The organism is Paenarthrobacter sp. NPDC089675 (assembly GCF_044749185.1).
Lineage (GTDB): Bacteria > Actinomycetota > Actinomycetes > Actinomycetales > Micrococcaceae > Arthrobacter.
The window spans coordinates 94,619-110,349 of the sequence record NZ_JBIVHM010000001.1; the positions used below are offsets into that span (position 1 = coordinate 94,619).

Annotated in this window: 23 protein-coding genes; all 23 read left to right on the forward strand. The window is 62.3% G+C overall.

Annotated elements, in window-relative coordinates; genetic code table 11:
• Position 1 precedes the first annotated feature (1 nt).
• The 23 genes from rplB to ACIPY2_RS00585 all read left to right on the forward strand — a co-directional run bounded on the left by rplB (position 2) and on the right by ACIPY2_RS00585 (position 15,720).
• A complete protein-coding gene (rplB, locus tag ACIPY2_RS00475; RefSeq protein WP_021472409.1) occupies positions 2-841 on the forward strand; it encodes a 50S ribosomal protein L2 in 840 nt (279 codons plus the stop codon).
• 12 nt (positions 842-853) lie between these two features.
• Positions 854-1,135, forward strand: a complete 282-nt coding sequence (gene rpsS / locus ACIPY2_RS00480) for a 30S ribosomal protein S19 (RefSeq protein ID WP_011775591.1) — start codon at positions 854-856, stop codon at positions 1,133-1,135.
• Positions 1,136-1,174: 39 nt separating this feature from the next.
• Positions 1,175-1,540 (forward strand): 50S ribosomal protein L22, encoded by a 366-nt coding sequence (rplV, locus tag ACIPY2_RS00485; RefSeq protein ID WP_021472410.1) that lies wholly within the window; start codon positions 1,175-1,177, stop codon positions 1,538-1,540.
• Positions 1,541-2,362: a 30S ribosomal protein S3 gene (gene rpsC / locus ACIPY2_RS00490; protein WP_400264456.1), complete on the forward strand. Its 822-nt coding sequence runs from the start codon at positions 1,541-1,543 to the stop codon at positions 2,360-2,362.
• The gene (gene rplP / locus ACIPY2_RS00495) at positions 2,363-2,779 is read left to right on the forward strand and encodes a 50S ribosomal protein L16 (protein WP_021472412.1); all 417 of its coding nucleotides are present in this window, start codon (positions 2,363-2,365) and stop codon (positions 2,777-2,779) included.
• Between the two features lie 2 nt (positions 2,780-2,781).
• On the forward strand, positions 2,782-3,102 hold the full coding sequence (rpmC, locus tag ACIPY2_RS00500) for a 50S ribosomal protein L29 (RefSeq protein WP_347108074.1): 321 nt from the start codon (positions 2,782-2,784) through the stop codon (positions 3,100-3,102).
• Entirely contained in the window at positions 3,099-3,395 is a 297-nt protein-coding gene (rpsQ, locus tag ACIPY2_RS00505) for a 30S ribosomal protein S17 (protein WP_144659419.1), read from the forward strand. Before rpmC ends, rpsQ begins: the two co-directional genes overlap by 4 nt.
• Positions 3,396-3,747: 352 nt before the next feature.
• On the forward strand, positions 3,748-4,116 hold the full coding sequence (gene rplN, locus ACIPY2_RS00510) for a 50S ribosomal protein L14 (protein ID WP_003803789.1): 369 nt from the start codon (positions 3,748-3,750) through the stop codon (positions 4,114-4,116).
• Between the two features lie 3 nt (positions 4,117-4,119).
• Entirely contained in the window at positions 4,120-4,479 is a 360-nt protein-coding gene (gene rplX, locus ACIPY2_RS00515) for a 50S ribosomal protein L24 (RefSeq protein ID WP_347108073.1), read from the forward strand.
• Positions 4,479-5,057 (forward strand): 50S ribosomal protein L5, encoded by a 579-nt coding sequence (rplE, locus tag ACIPY2_RS00520; RefSeq protein ID WP_400264457.1) that lies wholly within the window; start codon positions 4,479-4,481, stop codon positions 5,055-5,057. Before rplX ends, rplE begins: the two co-directional genes overlap by 1 nt.
• A gap of 79 nt (positions 5,058-5,136) precedes the next feature.
• Positions 5,137-5,535 carry a 30S ribosomal protein S8 gene (gene rpsH, locus ACIPY2_RS00525; protein ID WP_397325848.1) on the forward strand — a complete coding sequence of 133 codons (399 nt, stop codon included), beginning with the start codon at positions 5,137-5,139 and terminating at the stop codon, positions 5,533-5,535.
• Positions 5,536-5,553: 18 nt separating this feature from the next.
• Complete coding sequence (rplF, locus tag ACIPY2_RS00530; RefSeq protein WP_347108069.1) at positions 5,554-6,090, forward strand: 50S ribosomal protein L6; 537 nt, start codon at positions 5,554-5,556, stop codon at positions 6,088-6,090.
• 3 nt (positions 6,091-6,093) lie between these two features.
• Positions 6,094-6,477 (forward strand): 50S ribosomal protein L18, encoded by a 384-nt coding sequence (rplR, locus tag ACIPY2_RS00535; protein ID WP_400264458.1) that lies wholly within the window; start codon positions 6,094-6,096, stop codon positions 6,475-6,477.
• A 29-nt stretch (positions 6,478-6,506) separates the two neighbouring features.
• Entirely contained in the window at positions 6,507-7,178 is a 672-nt protein-coding gene (gene rpsE, locus ACIPY2_RS00540; protein ID WP_400264459.1) for a 30S ribosomal protein S5, read from the forward strand.
• Positions 7,179-7,180: 2 nt separating this feature from the next.
• Positions 7,181-7,387, forward strand: a complete 207-nt coding sequence (rpmD, locus tag ACIPY2_RS00545; protein ID WP_347108066.1) for a 50S ribosomal protein L30 — start codon at positions 7,181-7,183, stop codon at positions 7,385-7,387.
• Positions 7,387-7,869, forward strand: coding sequence for a 50S ribosomal protein L15 (rplO, locus tag ACIPY2_RS00550; protein WP_347108065.1), 483 nt, complete (start codon positions 7,387-7,389; stop codon positions 7,867-7,869). The genes rpmD and rplO overlap by 1 nt, the downstream gene beginning before the upstream one ends.
• 183 nt (positions 7,870-8,052) lie before the next feature.
• A complete protein-coding gene (gene secY / locus ACIPY2_RS00555) occupies positions 8,053-9,363 on the forward strand; it encodes a preprotein translocase subunit SecY (protein WP_400264460.1) in 1,311 nt (436 codons plus the stop codon).
• A gap of 5 nt (positions 9,364-9,368) precedes the next feature.
• Positions 9,369-9,938, forward strand: a complete 570-nt coding sequence (locus ACIPY2_RS00560) for an adenylate kinase (protein WP_400265079.1) — start codon at positions 9,369-9,371, stop codon at positions 9,936-9,938.
• A 111-nt stretch (positions 9,939-10,049) separates the two neighbouring features.
• Complete coding sequence (locus ACIPY2_RS00565; protein WP_400264461.1) at positions 10,050-11,099, forward strand: 3-oxoacyl-ACP synthase III family protein; 1,050 nt, start codon at positions 10,050-10,052, stop codon at positions 11,097-11,099.
• Positions 11,096-11,896, forward strand: coding sequence for a glycosyltransferase (locus ACIPY2_RS00570; protein WP_400264462.1), 801 nt, complete (start codon positions 11,096-11,098; stop codon positions 11,894-11,896). Before ACIPY2_RS00565 ends, ACIPY2_RS00570 begins: the two co-directional genes overlap by 4 nt.
• Positions 11,893-13,092 carry a cytochrome P450 gene (locus ACIPY2_RS00575; RefSeq protein WP_400264463.1) on the forward strand — a complete coding sequence of 400 codons (1,200 nt, stop codon included), beginning with the start codon at positions 11,893-11,895 and terminating at the stop codon, positions 13,090-13,092. The genes ACIPY2_RS00570 and ACIPY2_RS00575 overlap by 4 nt, the downstream gene beginning before the upstream one ends.
• Entirely contained in the window at positions 13,082-14,812 is a 1,731-nt protein-coding gene (locus ACIPY2_RS00580) for a class I adenylate-forming enzyme family protein (protein ID WP_400264464.1), read from the forward strand. Before ACIPY2_RS00575 ends, ACIPY2_RS00580 begins: the two co-directional genes overlap by 11 nt.
• Positions 14,809-15,720 carry an NAD-dependent epimerase/dehydratase family protein gene (locus ACIPY2_RS00585; RefSeq protein ID WP_400264465.1) on the forward strand — a complete coding sequence of 304 codons (912 nt, stop codon included), beginning with the start codon at positions 14,809-14,811 and terminating at the stop codon, positions 15,718-15,720. The genes ACIPY2_RS00580 and ACIPY2_RS00585 overlap by 4 nt, the downstream gene beginning before the upstream one ends.
• Positions 15,721-15,731 lie beyond the last annotated feature (11 nt).

A 15,731-nucleotide genomic window follows, 5' to 3' on the forward strand; every position in this document is an offset into this window, starting at 1 on the left:
TATGGGAATCCGTAAATACAAGCCGACTACCCCGGGCCGTCGTGGCTCGAGCGTAGCCGACTTTGCTGAAATCACGCGGTCGACTCCGGAAAAGTCGTTGCTGCGTCCGCTGCACAAGACCGGCGGCCGTAACAACACCGGTAAGATCACCACCCGTCACAAGGGTGGCGGACACAAGCGCCAGTACCGTCTGATCGACTTCCGTCGTCACGACAAGGACGGCATCAACGCCCGCGTTGCCGAAATCGAGTACGATCCGAACCGCACGGCTCGCATCGCCCTCCTGCACTACGTTGATGGCACCAAGCGTTACATCATCGCTCCGAACAAGCTGTCCCAGGGTGACTTCGTCGAGGCTGGTCCCGACGCTGACATCAAGCCGGGCAACAACCTGCCGCTGCGCAACATCCCCGTCGGTACCGTTATCCACGCAGTTGAACTGCGTCCGGGTGGCGGCGCCAAGATGGCCCGCTCCGCAGGTGCTTCGGTCCAGCTCGTTGCCAAGGAAGGCCGTTTCGCCCAGCTGCGTCTGCCTTCCGGTGAAATCCGCAACGTTGACGTGCGCTGCCGCGCAACCGTCGGCGAGGTCGGCAACGCCGAGCAGTCGAACATCAACTGGGGCAAGGCCGGCCGTATGCGCTGGAAGGGCGTCCGCCCGACCGTCCGTGGTGTAGCCATGAACCCGGTTGACCACCCGCACGGTGGTGGTGAAGGTAAGACTTCCGGTGGTCGTCACCCGGTCAACCCGAACGGCAAGCCCGAGGGCCGTACCCGCCGTCCGAACAAAGAGAGCGACAAGCTTATTGTTCGTCGCCGCCGTACTGGCAAGAACAAGCGATAGGAGCCTGGACACATGCCACGCAGCCTGAAAAAAGGTCCTTTCGTTGACCAGCACCTCTTTGTGAAGGTCGCACGGGAAAACGATAAGGGCACCAAGAACGTCATCAAGACCTGGTCCCGCCGTTCGATGATCATCCCCGACATGCTCGGGCACACGATCGCCGTACACGACGGACGCAAGCACATTCCGGTGTTTGTCACTGAGTCGATGGTCGGGCACAAGCTCGGCGAATTCGCTCCCACGCGGACATTCCGCGGCCATGTTAAGGACGACCGTAAGGGCAAGCGCCGCTAAGGCGCCTGACTTTACGTCTTAGACGAGAGAAGGAAAGCAATGGAAGCCAAGGCAATTGCGCGTCACATCCGCGTAACGCCTATGAAGGCCCGGCGCGTCGTCAACCTTGTTCGTGGCAAGCAAGCGAATGAGGCTCTGGCAATTCTGAAGTTTGCCCCGCAGGCAGCTTCGGAGCCGGTATTCAAGGTACTTCAGTCGGCAATGGCCAACGCACGCGTCCTCGCGGACCGTGACGGCGTTGCATTCGACGACAGCGACCTCTTCATCAGCGAAGCATTCGTTGATGAGGGCCCCACCATGAAGCGGTTCCAGCCGCGTGCCCAGGGCCGCGCGTACCGCATCAAGAAGCGGACCAGCCACATCACCGTGGTCGTCGCAACCCCGGAGAAAGAGGAGGCTCGCTAAGTGGGACAGAAAGTAAACCCGCACGGGTTCCGACTCGGCATCACCAGCGACCACGTTTCGCACTGGTTCGCTGACAGCAACAAGCCCGGACAGCGCTACAAGGACTTCGTCCGCGAGGACATCAAGATCCGCCAGCTCATGTCCACGGGCATGGAGCGCGCCGGCATCGCCAAGGTCGAGATCGAGCGCACCCGCGACCGCGTCCGCGTGGACATCCACACGGCACGTCCGGGTATCGTTATCGGCCGCCGCGGCGCTGAAGCAGACCGCATCCGCGGCGAGCTCGAAAAGCTCACCGGCAAGCAGGTCCAGCTGAACATCCTCGAGGTCAAGAACCCGGAGATCGAAGCACAGCTCGTTGCCCAGGGCATCGCAGAGCAGCTGACTTCCCGCGTGGCTTTCCGCCGTGCAATGAAGAAGGCCATGCAGTCCGCACAGCGCGCAGGTGCCAAGGGCATCCGTGTTGCTTGCTCGGGCCGTCTGGGTGGCGCAGAAATGTCGCGCTCGGAGTTCTACCGCGAAGGCCGTGTGCCCCTGCACACCCTCCGCGCGAACATCGACTACGGCTTCTACGAAGCCAAGACCACCTTCGGCCGCATCGGCGTGAAGGTCTGGATCTACAAGGGTGACGTCACTGCCAAGGAACTGGCTCAGCAGGCTGCTGCTGCTCCGTCCCGTGGCCGTGGAGGAGACCGTCCGGGCCGCCCGGGTGGCGACCGCCGTCGTCGTAACGACCGCCCGGCAGCTGAGGCAGCGACTGCTGCCGTTGAAGCACCGGCCGCTGAAGCTGCTGCTCCTGCAGCAGAAGGAGGACAGGCTTAAATGCTTATCCCACGTCGAGTCAAGCACCGTAAGCAGCACCACCCGGGTCGTTCCGGCGCTGCTACGGGTGGCACCAAGGTCACTTTCGGTGAGTACGGCATCCAGGCCCTGAGCCCGGCATACGTCACCAACCGTCAGATCGAGTCCGCCCGTATCGCGATGACCCGCCACATCAAGCGTGGCGGTAAGGTCTGGATCAACATCTACCCGGACCGTCCACTGACCAAGAAGCCTGCCGAAACCCGTATGGGTTCCGGTAAGGGTTCGCCGGAATGGTGGGTCGCAAACGTCAAGCCGGGCCGGGTTCTCTTCGAACTCTCCGGTGTCAATGAAGAGGTAGCTCGCGAGGCCCTGCGCCTGGCAATCCACAAGCTGCCGTTGAAGGCACGCATTGTGCGTCGCGAAGGTGGTGAATAGAAATGGCAGTAGGGTCGAAGGATCTCGCACCCGCACAGCTGGACGGTTTCGACAACGAGCGTCTCGTTGAAGAACTCCGCAAGTCCAAGGAAGAGCTGTTCAACCTGCGTTTCCAGTCCGCCACCGGCCAGCTGGAGAACCACGGTCGTCTGCGCGCGGTAAAGAAGGACATCGCACGCATCTACACCGTTCTCCGTGAGCGCGAGCTGGGCATTCGTGCCGAGGTTGCCGCACCGGTTGTGGAAGCCAAGGAAGAAAAGAAGTCCAAGAAGGCTGCCAAGGCAGAAGCTGCCGAGGTTGAGGCTGGAGAGGACGCCAAGTGAGCGAGAAGGAAAACGTGACGGAAGCAGCAGCCAGCGCTGAACAGCGCGGTTACCGTAAGACGCGTCGCGGCTACGTAGTCTCCGACAAGATGGAAAAGACCATCGTTGTTGAGGTTGAAGACCGCGTGAAGCACGCTCTGTACGGCAAGGTTATTCGCCGCACCTCGAAGATCAAGGCTCACGACGAGCAGAACACCGCCGGCATCGGCGACCTCGTTCTGATCGCCGAGACCCGCCCGCTGTCCGCTACCAAGCGGTTCCGCCTGGTGGAGATCCTCGAAAAGGCCAAGTAAATCCGACGCCGGCATGTCCGGCATGGGTTACTGGAAGGGCCCGCGTTCCGTATGGAGCGCGGGCCCTTCCGCTTTCTGGCCCGGTTATGGTATGGCCCTAAAGCATGCTAAGATTTTGAGTTTGTATGGCGCCATTTGTGCGTCATCAACCACCTCGTAAACAATCGTGCCACTGCATACTGCCCCGCGCAGGGTTTTCCTGCAAGGGAAGCTGATGCTCGTGGCACGGGCGTTTAGGCCTGTTCTGGCAAAATCCAGGCAGGTCCAGAGACACCCCGATCAACCGTTCCGCAAGGCTCATTCCGTATGCATGTTTTCGGTCTGAGAACCAGCGCGACGCAAGGAGTAAAAATTGATTCAGCAGGAGTCGCGACTCAAGGTCGCCGACAACACGGGTGCTAAGGAAATCCTTACCATTCGCGTTCTCGGTGGATCCGGCCGTCGCTACGCAGGCATTGGCGACGTCATCGTCGCAACCGTCAAGGACGCTATCCCTGGCGGCAACGTAAAGAAGGGTGACGTCGTCAAGGCTGTCATCGTTCGTACCAAGAAGGAACGCCGCCGTGCGGATGGTTCCTACATCAAGTTTGACGAGAACGCAGCTGTGATCCTGAAGAACGACGGCGACCCCCGCGGTACCCGTATCTTCGGCCCGGTTGGTCGTGAACTTCGCGACAAGAAGTTCATGAAGATCGTTTCGCTGGCCCCGGAGGTGCTTTAGTCCATGGCTAAGATCAAGAAGGGTGACCTGGTTCAGGTCATCACCGGCGCCAAGCAGGAACGCGGCGGCGACCGCGGCAAGCAGGGCAAGGTCCTGCGCGTATTCCCGGCTACCAACCGCGTGCTGGTAGAAGGAATCAACCGCGTCACCAAGCACACCAAGGTCGGACAGTCGCAGCGCGGCACCAAGACCGGAGGCATCGAGGTTGTCGAAGCCCCGATCCACGTTTCCAACGTCGCTCTGGTAGACCCGTCGACCAAGAAGCCGACCCGCGTTGGTTTCCGTCTCGACACCGTTGAGAAGGACGGCCGCACCAAGACCGTTCGTATCCGCGTGTCCAAGGCCACCGGGAAGGACATCTAATGACTGAGACTCTCGAGACTCCGGTGAAGATCGTTCCTCGTCTGAAGACGAAGTACGCAGAGACCATCAAGAAGTCGCTGCAGGACGAATTCAACTACGTGAACGTGAACCAGGTTCCCCGCCTGGTGAAGGTTGTTGTGAACATGGGTGTTGGAGATGCCGCCAAGGACTCCAAGCTGATCGACGGCGCTGTCCGCGACCTCACCCTGATCACCGGCCAGAAGCCGCAGGTAACCAAGGCCCGCAAGTCGATCGCACAGTTCAAGCTGCGCGAAGGCATGCCGATCGGTGCACACGCAACCCTGCGTGGCGACCGCATGTGGGAATTCGTGGACCGTCTGGTATCGCTGGCTCTGCCGCGTATCCGTGACTTCCGCGGCCTCAACGGCAAGCAGTTCGATGGCAACGGCAACTACACCTTCGGTCTGACCGAGCAGGTTATGTTCCACGAAATCGACCAGGACTCCATCGACCGCGTTCGCGGTATGGACATCACGGTTGTCACCACTGCCAAGACCGACGACGAAGGCCGCGCGCTGCTCAAGGCGCTTGGTTTCCCGTTCAAGACCGAAAACTAACTACGTGACAGGTCCGTAAGCGATGCCTCGCAAGAGCAAGCGCAGCGGAAACCGTTACGAGGAAGGGCTATAGCCCACAATGACTATGACAGATCCTGTCGCAGACATGCTTACGCGTCTGCGCAATGCAAACTCGGCATACCACGACTCCGTGACCATGCCGTACAGCAAGCTGAAGGCACGCGTTGCCGACATCCTGAAGGCAGAAGGCTTCATCGCTGGCTGGAAGGAAGAAGAAGCCGAGGTCGGCAAGAAGCTGACCATCGACCTCAAGTTCGGTCCTAACCGCGAGCGTTCGATCGCTGGTGTCCGCCGCATCTCCAAGCCGGGTCTCCGCGTTTACGCGAAGTCCACCAACCTGCCTCACGTGCTGGGTGGCCTGGGTATCGCAATCCTGTCCACCTCTTCCGGCCTCCTGACTGACAAGCAGGCCGGCAAGAAGGGCGTGGGCGGCGAAGTCCTCGCTTACGTCTGGTAACGGGAAAGGAAGAGAATAATGTCACGTATTGGACGTCTCCCCATCACCGTTCCTGCCGGCGTTGAGGTCAAGCTCGATGGCTCGGTCATCAGCGTCAAGGGTGCCAAGGGCGAGCTGAGCCACACGGTTGCCAGCCCGATCGAGGTCTCCCTCGAGGAGAACACCCTCACGGTCACCCGCCCGAACGACGAGCGCAACTCGCGTTCGCTGCACGGCCTGACCCGCACCCTGATCGCCAACATGATCCAGGGCGTCACCGAGGGCTACGAGAAGAAGCTTGAAATCGTCGGTACCGGTTACCGCGTTCAGGCCAAGGGCGCTGACCTGGAGTTCGCTCTGGGCTACAGCCACCCGGTCAACGTCTCGGCTCCCGAGGGCATCACCTTCGCTGTGGAGGGCCCCACCAAGCTCTCTGTTTCGGGTATCTCCAAGCAGCAGGTCGGCGAGGTTGCTGCCAACATTCGCAAGCTGCGCAAGCCCGACCCCTACAAGGGCAAGGGTGTCCGTTACGCCGGCGAAGTCATCCGCCGCAAGGTCGGAAAGGCTGGTAAGTAAACCATGGCCATCGCAATTAACAAGAAGCGTTCGAACAAGAGCAAGTCTGCTGCACGCAGCCGTCGCCAGCTTCGTATCCGCAAGCGCATTTCGGGCACGGCTGTACGTCCCCGCCTGATCGTCAACCGCTCGGCACGTCACGTGTTCGTCCAGGTTGTCGATGACAGCAAGGGCGTCACCGTGGCTTCTGCTTCCACCCTGGAAGCGGACCTGCGCGCACTCGACGGAGACAAGACTGCAAAGGCCAAGCGCGTTGGTGAGCTCGTTGCCGAGCGCGCCAAGGCTGCAGGCATCGAAGCTGTTGTCTTCGACCGTGGCGGTAACAAGTACCACGGCCGCATCGCCGCCGTCGCTGACGGTGCACGCGAAGGTGGGCTGGCACTGTGACCGCTGAAAACAACGAAAAGGACATTCAGGTGACTGAAGCTGCAGCTGCTGAAGCAACTGAGACCGCTGCCGCTACCGACGACCGCCGCGGCGGACGTCGTGGCGAGCGCGGCGAGCGTGGCCAGGGCCGCGGCGACCGTGGTGGCCGTGGTGGCCGCGACGGCGGCCGTGAGGCCGAGAAGAGCCAGTTCGTAGAGCGCGTTGTAACCATCAACCGCGTTGCCAAGGTCGTCAAGGGTGGTCGTCGCTTCAGCTTCACCGCTCTCGTCGTCGTGGGCGACGGTAACGGCATGGTTGGCGTTGGCTACGGCAAGGCCAAGGAAGTTCCTGCTGCTATCGCAAAGGGCGTAGAAGAGGCCAAGAAGTCCTTCTTCCGCGTTCCCCGCGTTGGCAACACCATCCCGCACCGTGTGCAGGGTGAGGCTGCTGCAGGCGTTGTCCTGCTGCGTCCGGCTTCCGCTGGTACCGGTGTTATCGCCGGTGGTCCGGTCCGTGCAGTACTGGAGTGCGTGGGTATCCACGACATCCTCTCCAAGTCGCTCGGTTCCTCCAACGCGATCAACATCGTTCACGCGACCGTTGACGCCCTGAAGCAGCTCGAAGAGCCCGCTTCCGTGGCTGCCCGCCGTGGCCTGCCGCTGGACGAGGTTGCTCCGGTTGCCCTGGTGCGTGCGCTCCAGAACCAGAAGGCAGGTGTTTAGTCATGGCTAAGAACCTGACTCCTTCCGACGCAAAGTTGGAAATCACCCAGATCAAGGGCGTCATCGGCGCCAAGCAGAACCAGCGCGACACCCTTCGGTCCCTCGGCCTGAAGCGCATCGGACACACCGTTGTCCGTGACGCCGACGCCGTGACCGTTGGCATGCTCAACACGGTTCCGCACCTCGTGAATGTTGAGGAGGCGAAGTAATGGCAGAGAACAAGACCGCCGCAGAGGCTGCTGAGAAGCAGAACGCTCTGAAGGTCCACCACCTGCGTCCCGCCCCGGGTGCCAAGACCGCCAAGACCCGTGTTGGTCGTGGTGAAGGCTCCAAGGGTAAGACCGCTGGTCGCGGTACCAAGGGTACGAAGGCCCGCTACCAGGTGAAGGCTGGCTTTGCCGGCGGCCAGTTGCCGCTGCACATGCGCCTGCCGAAGCTGCGCGGCTTCAAGAACCCGTTCCGGGTTGAGTTCCAGGTTGTAAACCTGGAGAAGCTCAACGAGCTGTTCCCGGAAGGTGGCGCTGTCACCGTTGAGTCCCTGGTTGAGAAGGGTGCCGTTCGCAAGAACCAGCCCGTCAAGGTGCTGGGCACCGGCGACATCACCGTCAAGGTTGACGTCACCGCCCACGCTTTCTCTTCCAGCGCGGCTGAAAAGATTGCAGCAGCAGGCGGAAGCACCACCGCTCTCTAAGAGCTGGCGGGGCAACAGCCCGTTGTAAAAGGATCCCGGTATGCGGGGCTTCGGCCCCACATACCGGGATTTTTGCGTGGTTGTGGTCTCTCGATTATTACGACGGCGTCACAAGCAGCTAGACTCGGTTGTTGGGTTTCAATGTGCCCAACCACATCCTTGTACTTAAACTCAGGAGGACGCTTGCTCAGCGCATTCGGACGGGCGTTTCGGACGCCCGATTTGCGACGCAAGTTGTTGTTCACGCTGGGAATCATCACAATCTTCCGCTTGGGAGCTTTCATCCCCTCGCCTGGTGTGAACTACCAGAATGTCCAGCAATGCTTGAATACCGGTGACACCTCGCAGGGCATTTACCAACTGGTGAACCTGTTCAGCGGCGGTGCGCTGCTGCAGGTTTCGATCTTCGCCCTCGGCATCATGCCTTACATCACGGCGAGCATTATTGTGCAGCTGCTCCGGGTGGTCATTCCCCGGTTCCAGCAGCTCTACGAAGAGGGTTCCTCCGGTCAGTCAAAGCTGACCCAGTACACCCGGTACCTGACCATCGCGCTGGGCCTTTTGAACGCCACCACGTTGGTGTCCCTGGCCCGCTCCGGGCAGTTGCTCCCCGGCTGCAACCTGCCGATCATTCCCGATAACAGCATCATCACCACGATCCTGATCATCATCACCCTGACGGCCGGTACCGGCCTCATCATGTGGATGGGCGAACTGGTCACGGAAAAGGGCGTGGGCAACGGCATGTCGCTGCTCATCTTCACTTCCATCGCCGCCGGCTTCCCGCGTTCCCTCGGAGCCATCTGGGAGTCCAAGGGCCCCGGGACGTTCTTCGTCGTCCTGGTTATCGGTCTGGTCACTGTTGCCTTGGTTGTGTTCGTGGAACAGTCGCAGCGCCGTGTTCCGGTGCAATACGCCAAGCGCATGATTGGCCGCCGGACCGTGGGCGGTACCAGCACCTACATTCCGATCAAGGTGAACATGGCCGGCGTCGTGCCTGTCATCTTCGCTTCCTCCATGCTTTACCTGCCGGGCCTGATTGCGCAGTTCAACCAGCCCAAGGCCGGGGAGCAGATGGCGCCATGGGTTGAATGGATCAACAACAACCTCACGCGTGGCGACCACCCCATTTACATGGCGCTCTACTTTGCCATGATCGTGTTCTTCACCTACTTCTACGTGGCCATCACCTTCAACCCTGAAGAAGTGTCGGACAACATGAAGAAGTACGGCGGGTTCATTCCGGGCATCCGGGCGGGTAAACCGACCGCGGACTACCTGCAGTACGTGCTCTCCAGGATCACTTTGCCTGGAGCCCTCTACCTGGGCTTCGTGGCGCTGATCCCGTTGGTTGCACTCGTCCTGATCAACGCCAACCAGAACTTCCCGTTTGGTGGCACGTCAATCCTGATCATGGTGGGTGTGGGCCTGGAGACCGTCAAGCAGATTGATGCGCAGCTACAACAACGTCACTACGAAGGGCTTTTGCGATGACGAGAATGCTGATCATTGGACCTCCGGGTTCGGGCAAGGGTACGCAGGCTGAGCGGATTTCCGAGCGCCTCGGCGTAGTCGCTATCTCCACCGGCGATATTTTCCGTGCCAACGTCAAGGGCGAGACCCCGCTGGGTATCGAGGCCAAGAAGTACATGGACGCGGGCGACTTCGTTCCGGACAGTGTGACCAACAAGATGGTCCGCGATCGCCTGGGCGAGAGCGACGTGGAGAACGGCTTCCTGCTGGATGGCTATCCGCGCACTACGGCGCAGGTTGACTACCTTGACCACATCCTTGCTGAGGGCGAGCAGGAGCTCGACGTCGTGCTCCAGCTGACTGCCGATGACGAGGAACTGGTTGCCCGCCTTCTGGGACGCGCCAAGGAAACCGGCCGGTCTGACGACAATGAGGCCGTCATCCGTCACCGCCTTGACCTTTACCACGAGCAAACCGAAGCTGTGGTGGCAAAGTACGCCGAGCGTGGCATCCTGACACAGGTTGACGGCATCGGCGGTATCGATGAGGTTACCGACCGCGTGTTGACGGCTATCGAATCGGCGAAGGCCGTCTAAGACCGATCTCCACATAGCCGTATCAACGGCTCCGGAGTCAAAGGGTGTGTCCCGTACGATAAGTGCGGGACACACCTTTTTCCTTTTCGCGGCAGTCTTTGGGGGAACCGCATGCCCGGGTTTACAGCAGGCCACAGTCGGATCGCAGGTTTGGAAATCTACCTGCCTCCAGCTCGCCTTGACACGGCCGCAGTTGAGCGCCGGATTGCCGAGTCCAGTCCCGGATTCCGTGTGCCGAGGGGGCTGATTGCCCGGGTCACCGGGATCCGGTCGCGGAGTGTGATGGCGGATTCGGAGCAGGCTTCCGATTTGGCGGTGAACGCAGCGGCGAAAGTCCTTGCCGGCTGCGGACTCCAGGCGCCGGACGTCGACCTGCTGATTTTTGCTTCGGCCAGCCAGGACATGGTGGAGCCGGCCACGGGACATATGGCTGCAGCCAAGCTTGGCCTGGGGTGCCCGGTGATGGACGTGAAGAATGCCTGCAACAGTTTCCTCAACGGCCTTGAAGTTGCCGACTCCTTGATTACCGCGGGCCGGTATTCACGTGTGTTGGTGGTGACGGGTGAATCGCCGTCCCGGGCCGTCAGGTGGACAGTTCCGGACTTTGCCACTTTTGCCAGCAGCTTCCCGGGTTACACCATGAGTGACGCCGGCGCGGCAGTCCTGCTGGAACGGGCAGAGGCCGGAGAAGCTGAAGCCGCCGCCCACACTTCCGAGGGCATTCTGGCCACAGCCTTCACGGCGCAAAGCAGGCACTGGTCGGTAGGTACGCTGGCAGCGGGCGGGTCTGCATATCCCCGCGATCCTGAGGCGAGCTATTTCACCATGGATGGGGAAAAGCTCAAGGACGCTTTCCTTGATCTCGGCTGCGGGATACTCCACAGCACGTTGGCTGGACTCAACCTTGAATGGTCCGATTTCGCGGTGGTCTGCGTCCATCAGGTCAGCGCTCCGTACCGGGATATCTTCGCCGAACGGGCAGGTGTGCCCAAGGAGTTGCTCGTCCCGACCGTGGAGGACTTTGGCAACCTTGCGTCAGCGAGTTTGCCCCTCCAGTTGAAGCTCGCCGTGGATGCCGGGCGCTGCGGACCCGGCGACCTCGTGGCTTTGGTGGGCCTCGCCGGCGGGGTCAGCCTGGGAATGGTGGTGGTCAGGCTGTGAGTACTTCCAACACAAGATCAGGAGGCCTGGGCAGTGCCGCCCCCACGCGGCGCCTGTCCATTGCGGTGCCGATGCTCAACGAGGAAAAGCTTGTCCGGCAGTCCCTGGAATCGCTCGCAGCCCAGGAGTACGCGGACTTCACAGTGGTGGTAGTGGATAACGGGTCCACTGATCGCAGCTGCCGGATCGTGTCAGCCTTCGCCGCTGAGCATCCGGAGATGGACATCAGGCTCCTTCACGAGGCTGAGAAGGGCACCGGCGCGGCGGCCGATACGGGGATGCGTTTCGGCGCGGAGCACGGCGCAACCTGGTTGGCGCGGACCGATGCCGACTGCTTGGCCGCGAAGGACTGGACGGCGCGGATCGTGGCGGGTTTCCGCGACGGACTTGAGCTGATAGCCGGACAGCTGGTTCCCCGGCACGACGAAGGGATTACGCGCGGCGAACGGAGGATGATGCTCCTCGCCGTGGAGGTGGCCTCGTTCTTCGGCAGGATCCGGCCCGGCAACAAGGGCGAAGGCTACTTGGGGCCCTACCAGATGCTGCCCGGCTGCAATATGGCGATCACGGCGGACATGTACGTGCGTTCCGGTGGTTTCCCGCGTACACGGATCGAGGATCTTCACGAGGACCGGGCGCTGTCCAACCAAGTCCGGAAGCTGACGCGCAACTACGCGTTGCGCAGGGATGTGGTGGTTTACGGATCTTCCCGGCGGGTCAAGGCGTGGGGGCTGAAGAATACCTTGGCCTGGTACGCGGACCACCGATACCGTCCTGAACACGTGGATATCCGGTGAGTACCGGCATGGCGATGGACGTGGCCGGGGCGGAACGCTGGGAGCGACGGGTTCATTTGGGTGCCCATCCGGTGTTGTATCCCATGATCCGCGGGCTGGGTGCACTGCAACCTGTCGTCCGGCTTCCGGGCCTGGGCGTCCTGGTCAGCGAAGCAGGGTTGGTGCGCGAGGTGCTCCTGGACGGAGAACGCTTCGTCAAGAACGGCCCCTCTGCCTCGGGTGGATTGTGGACGCCCGTGGTGGGGCCGCGGGCGCTGGTGAATATGGATGGCGCGGAACACCGGGAACTCAGGCGCAAGCTCGCCGACCTCTTCACCCCCGGAGCCGTTGCCGAAATCGTCCACCCGGCGTCGGATGCGCTGCGTGTCCGTGTGGACGCTGAGCTGGACGCTGCGGGTTGCGTCGACTTGGTGGACTGCGTCAAAGAGCTGGCCGGGGGAGTGATCTCCCGGTTGCTCGGAGTCCCCGAAGATGCGCCGGGACGGCTGCCGAACAAGGAACTCTTCAACCTCGGTTCGTCCATTTCGTCCCTTGTGCGCTTGGGCCGCCCAAGCCTGACGCAGCGCCAGGCGGAGAAGGGGAGGGGCGCCGTCGAAGTTTTGGCCGGACCATCCCGTGCCGCGTTTAGGGCGGGCGATCCGGATACGTTTCCGGGCAGGCTCCGTAACCTCGGCCTGACGGAGGAAGAAGCCATGGGGATCATCAGTGCCTTTGTCATGGTAGGCACCGAAACGCTGGTTTCCTTCGTGCCCAGGCTGGTAGCGCTCCTTGCTGACACCGGCATGGTTGAGGGCTTGGTGGCCAGCCGCTCGGGCATGGATGCGGCCATCAACGAGGCATTGAGGTTCACGGTCCCTTCCCCCATGATGCTGAGGAACGCCGTGACGGAGGCGAGAATCGGAGGCAAACCGGTCCAGCCCGGGGACCGGATCCTCCTTTCAACAGTCCACGCGGCCAAGAGCCTGGGCGGTTTCGACCCCGCAAACGCAACTCCTGCGCAGGCACGCCAGCTCTGGTTCGGTGCCGGACCGCATTTCTGCATTGGGATGCCGCTCGCCATGGCTGAAATCAGGGCCACCATGGAGGTCGTGCTGGACAGGTACGCCCGCAAGCCGTGGGTTGTCGGGTCCAGGCAGGTCAGCAAGGGTGTGCTGATTCCGGGCTACAAGAAGCTGGAGCTTGCCGATGCGCACTGATGCCTTCGCCGAGCCCCACACCACGGACCTCATCGCTGCCGTCTATGCAGCGGCCGAACGTGTCCCGGACAAGCCGGCCATCACCGCGCCGGGAAAGAAGACCAAACTTGGAGCCGGGGGCCCTGCTCCGGGAAAAACCATCACTTACAAGGAACTGGTGGCTGGCATTGAGGCCACGGCCACGCGGCTCAAGGACGACGGATTTGGTGCCGGTGAGCGGATGCTGTTCTCCGTCAGGCCCAGCCCGGCAGCCTTCATCCTGGCCCTTGGGGCGGTGCGGGCCGGCGGCTCGGTGGTTTTCATCGATCCGGGCATGGGCCCCTCGCTCTTCCGTGACCGGGCGGAGCTTGCTGCTCCCGGCTGGGCAGCGGCGGAGTCGCTCCTGTACGCGCTCAGCACCAGGAGCCCGCTGCGGCCGGTGGCCCGACGCCGGGGGCTGTTGCTCCCGGATTATGGCGCCATGAAAGTCCGGCACTACTACGCCGGGCCTTGGTTGCCGGGCGTGCCGGCGGGAGCCACCCCAGTGGGATGGCTGAAACGGCCTCTCCGCCCCAACGAACGGATCCCGGAGCAGCCGGGGAGCCAGGCGTCCCAGGAAGCAGTCATCATCTTCACCTCCGGGACAACGGGCACACCCAAGGGTGTGGTCCATACCCGGGGATCATTGGCTGCAGGCTTTCAGCAACTGACGGAGCGGTGTACTTTCGGTCAAGGTGACCGGATCCATTCGGAGCAATTGATGATGGGGTTGCCGGCACTGATTGCCGGGGCGCACTGGACCATGCCGTCCTACGGCTTTTCGGCGCATATCGACCCCCTCCGCTTGGCAAGCGAACTTGGTCCCGTGGCCGGCAGGAAAACAGCGTACGACGGCGCGACGCACCTTTTCCTTGTACCCTCCCAGCTCGCGCCCATCCTGGATGCCGTGGAGCGGGGTGAAGTCCAACTGCCGGAAACCCTCCGAACAATAATGCTGGGCGCGGCGCCCGTCTTGGCTCCCTTCCTTCAACGGGCCATGGGGCTCCTGCCGGGAGTGGGCTTCAAGCTCATTTATGGCATGACTGAACTCTTGCCGATCGCCATCGCCGACGGAAAAGAGAAGTTGGCCTTTGCTTCGGGAGGCAACGCCGAGCACCGTACGCCGGATGGCAGGGGTGAAGGTGATTTCCTGGGCGAGCCGCTGCCCGGCGTCCACGTCCGTGTAGGGGAGGACCACGAGTTGATCGCCAAGGGTCCCAACATGTGCCTCGGTTACCTTGGGGAAGACCCCATGACGGAGCACGCCACGGGAGACCTCGTGCGGCTGGACCATGGCACGGATGCAGCGGAGCCGCGGGCCCGGCTGGTGATGATCGGGCGTAAGAAGGACATGATCATCCGTGGCAAGACCAACATCTACCCCGCACTGTATGAACCGGTGATAACCGGAGTGGAGGGCGTAGCCCAGGCGGTCATGGTGGGCGTGCCGGACAGCATAGGAGACGAGAAGGTATGGCTGGCCGTAGTACCGCTGCCCGGGTACGAGCCAACAGCGGTGAAAGCCCGGCTCGCCAAGGTGCTGCCCGCCTTGATCGATGAATCGGCCCTCCCGGACCACTTTGAGGTGCTGGAGGGCATTCCAGTGAGTGGGCGGCACAGGAAACCCGACAGGCAGGCGCTGCGTGCGCTGCTCAGTGGCCGCGCTGCAGGAGACACCTCGCAGGACGTGCCGCAGGCATGAAGATTGCTGTCACCGGTGCAACCGGCTTTGTGGGCGGCGCGATCGCAGAAGCGGCAGAAGCCCGCGGGTGGGACGTCGTCCGTTTCGCTAGACAACGGGGCCAAGGCCTAACGTACTGGGACCTCTCGGGACTTCCGCCGGCCCGCCTGCCTGAGGTTGACGCCGTCGTGCATGCCGCTGCGCATGTCGCCGACTGGGGCGGCGCCTGGCTGTTCCACAGCGTCAACGTACTAGGTACCCGGGCTGTGGCGGAGGCGTATCCCCGGGCCCGGCTGGTCCACGTCTCAAGTTCCAGCGTCTACCCATGGTGGGAACCGTGCCTGAACCGCGGGGAGGATGAGGTGGCCACCAAGCACCTTAACGCCTACGGGCGCAGCAAGGCGCTCGCGGATGTTGAGGCCAGGAGGCACGGCAATGCCTTGGTGCTCCGGCCCCACGGCGTTTATGGCCCCGGGGACCGGACCTTGCTGCCGAGACTCATCAGCAACATCCGCCACGGTCAACTCCTGAACGTGGGCAGCCCGGGCGTGCGGCATCAGCTCACAAACATCGGGACGCTTGTTGAGGCTGCCCTGGCGGCTTGCCTGTGCGGACGGCGTGGTGCCGTGAATGTGGCGGACGCCGCACCGGTGGAACTCGGGACGGTACTCCGGCAGGTACTGGATGTCACAGGCCATGAAGGCACGCGCATCCGCTACGTGCCCACGGCCGCTGCGATGGCGTTGGCCGGCCTTTCGGAAGCCGCTTCTGTCGCCACCCGGAGGCCACCCAAGTTGACACGGTACGCGGTCAGCCAGCTGGGGCGTGAGAGGACCTACCGCCTCGACCGGCTCCGCGAGTGGCTCGGAACAGAGCCAATTTCGACCAATCTCGCGGATGCTGGAAAATGGTTGGAGCAAGGGGCTTGATCAGCTCCCAC

What these genes read in the sequence shown, in the direction of transcription:
- rplE (WP_400264457.1), top strand. Translation starts at nt 4,479, where the DNA reads ATGACTGAGACTCTCGAGACTCCGGTGAAGATCGTTCCTCGTCTGAAG.
- rplF (WP_347108069.1), top strand. Translation starts at nt 5,554, where the DNA reads ATGTCACGTATTGGACGTCTCCCCATCACCGTTCCTGCCGGCGTTGAG.
- rplV (WP_021472410.1), top strand. Translation starts at nt 1,175, where the DNA reads ATGGAAGCCAAGGCAATTGCGCGTCACATCCGCGTAACGCCTATGAAG.
- rplO (WP_347108065.1), top strand. Translation starts at nt 7,387, where the DNA reads ATGGCAGAGAACAAGACCGCCGCAGAGGCTGCTGAGAAGCAGAACGCT.
- rpmC (WP_347108074.1), top strand. Translation starts at nt 2,782, where the DNA reads ATGGCAGTAGGGTCGAAGGATCTCGCACCCGCACAGCTGGACGGTTTC.
- ACIPY2_RS00565 (WP_400264461.1), top strand. Translation starts at nt 10,050, where the DNA reads ATGCCCGGGTTTACAGCAGGCCACAGTCGGATCGCAGGTTTGGAAATC.
- rpmD (WP_347108066.1), top strand. Translation starts at nt 7,181, where the DNA reads ATGGCTAAGAACCTGACTCCTTCCGACGCAAAGTTGGAAATCACCCAG.
- rplX (WP_347108073.1), top strand. Translation starts at nt 4,120, where the DNA reads ATGGCTAAGATCAAGAAGGGTGACCTGGTTCAGGTCATCACCGGCGCC.
- ACIPY2_RS00585 (WP_400264465.1), top strand. Translation starts at nt 14,809, where the DNA reads ATGAAGATTGCTGTCACCGGTGCAACCGGCTTTGTGGGCGGCGCGATC.
- rplB (WP_021472409.1), top strand. Translation starts at nt 2, where the DNA reads ATGGGAATCCGTAAATACAAGCCGACTACCCCGGGCCGTCGTGGCTCG.
- ACIPY2_RS00560 (WP_400265079.1), top strand. Translation starts at nt 9,369, where the DNA reads ATGCTGATCATTGGACCTCCGGGTTCGGGCAAGGGTACGCAGGCTGAG.
- rplP (WP_021472412.1), top strand. Translation starts at nt 2,363, where the DNA reads ATGCTTATCCCACGTCGAGTCAAGCACCGTAAGCAGCACCACCCGGGT.
- rplR (WP_400264458.1), top strand. Translation starts at nt 6,094, where the DNA reads ATGGCCATCGCAATTAACAAGAAGCGTTCGAACAAGAGCAAGTCTGCT.
- rpsS (WP_011775591.1), top strand. Translation starts at nt 854, where the DNA reads ATGCCACGCAGCCTGAAAAAAGGTCCTTTCGTTGACCAGCACCTCTTT.
- rpsH (WP_397325848.1), top strand. Translation starts at nt 5,137, where the DNA reads ATGACTATGACAGATCCTGTCGCAGACATGCTTACGCGTCTGCGCAAT.
- ACIPY2_RS00580 (WP_400264464.1), top strand. Translation starts at nt 13,082, where the DNA reads ATGCGCACTGATGCCTTCGCCGAGCCCCACACCACGGACCTCATCGCT.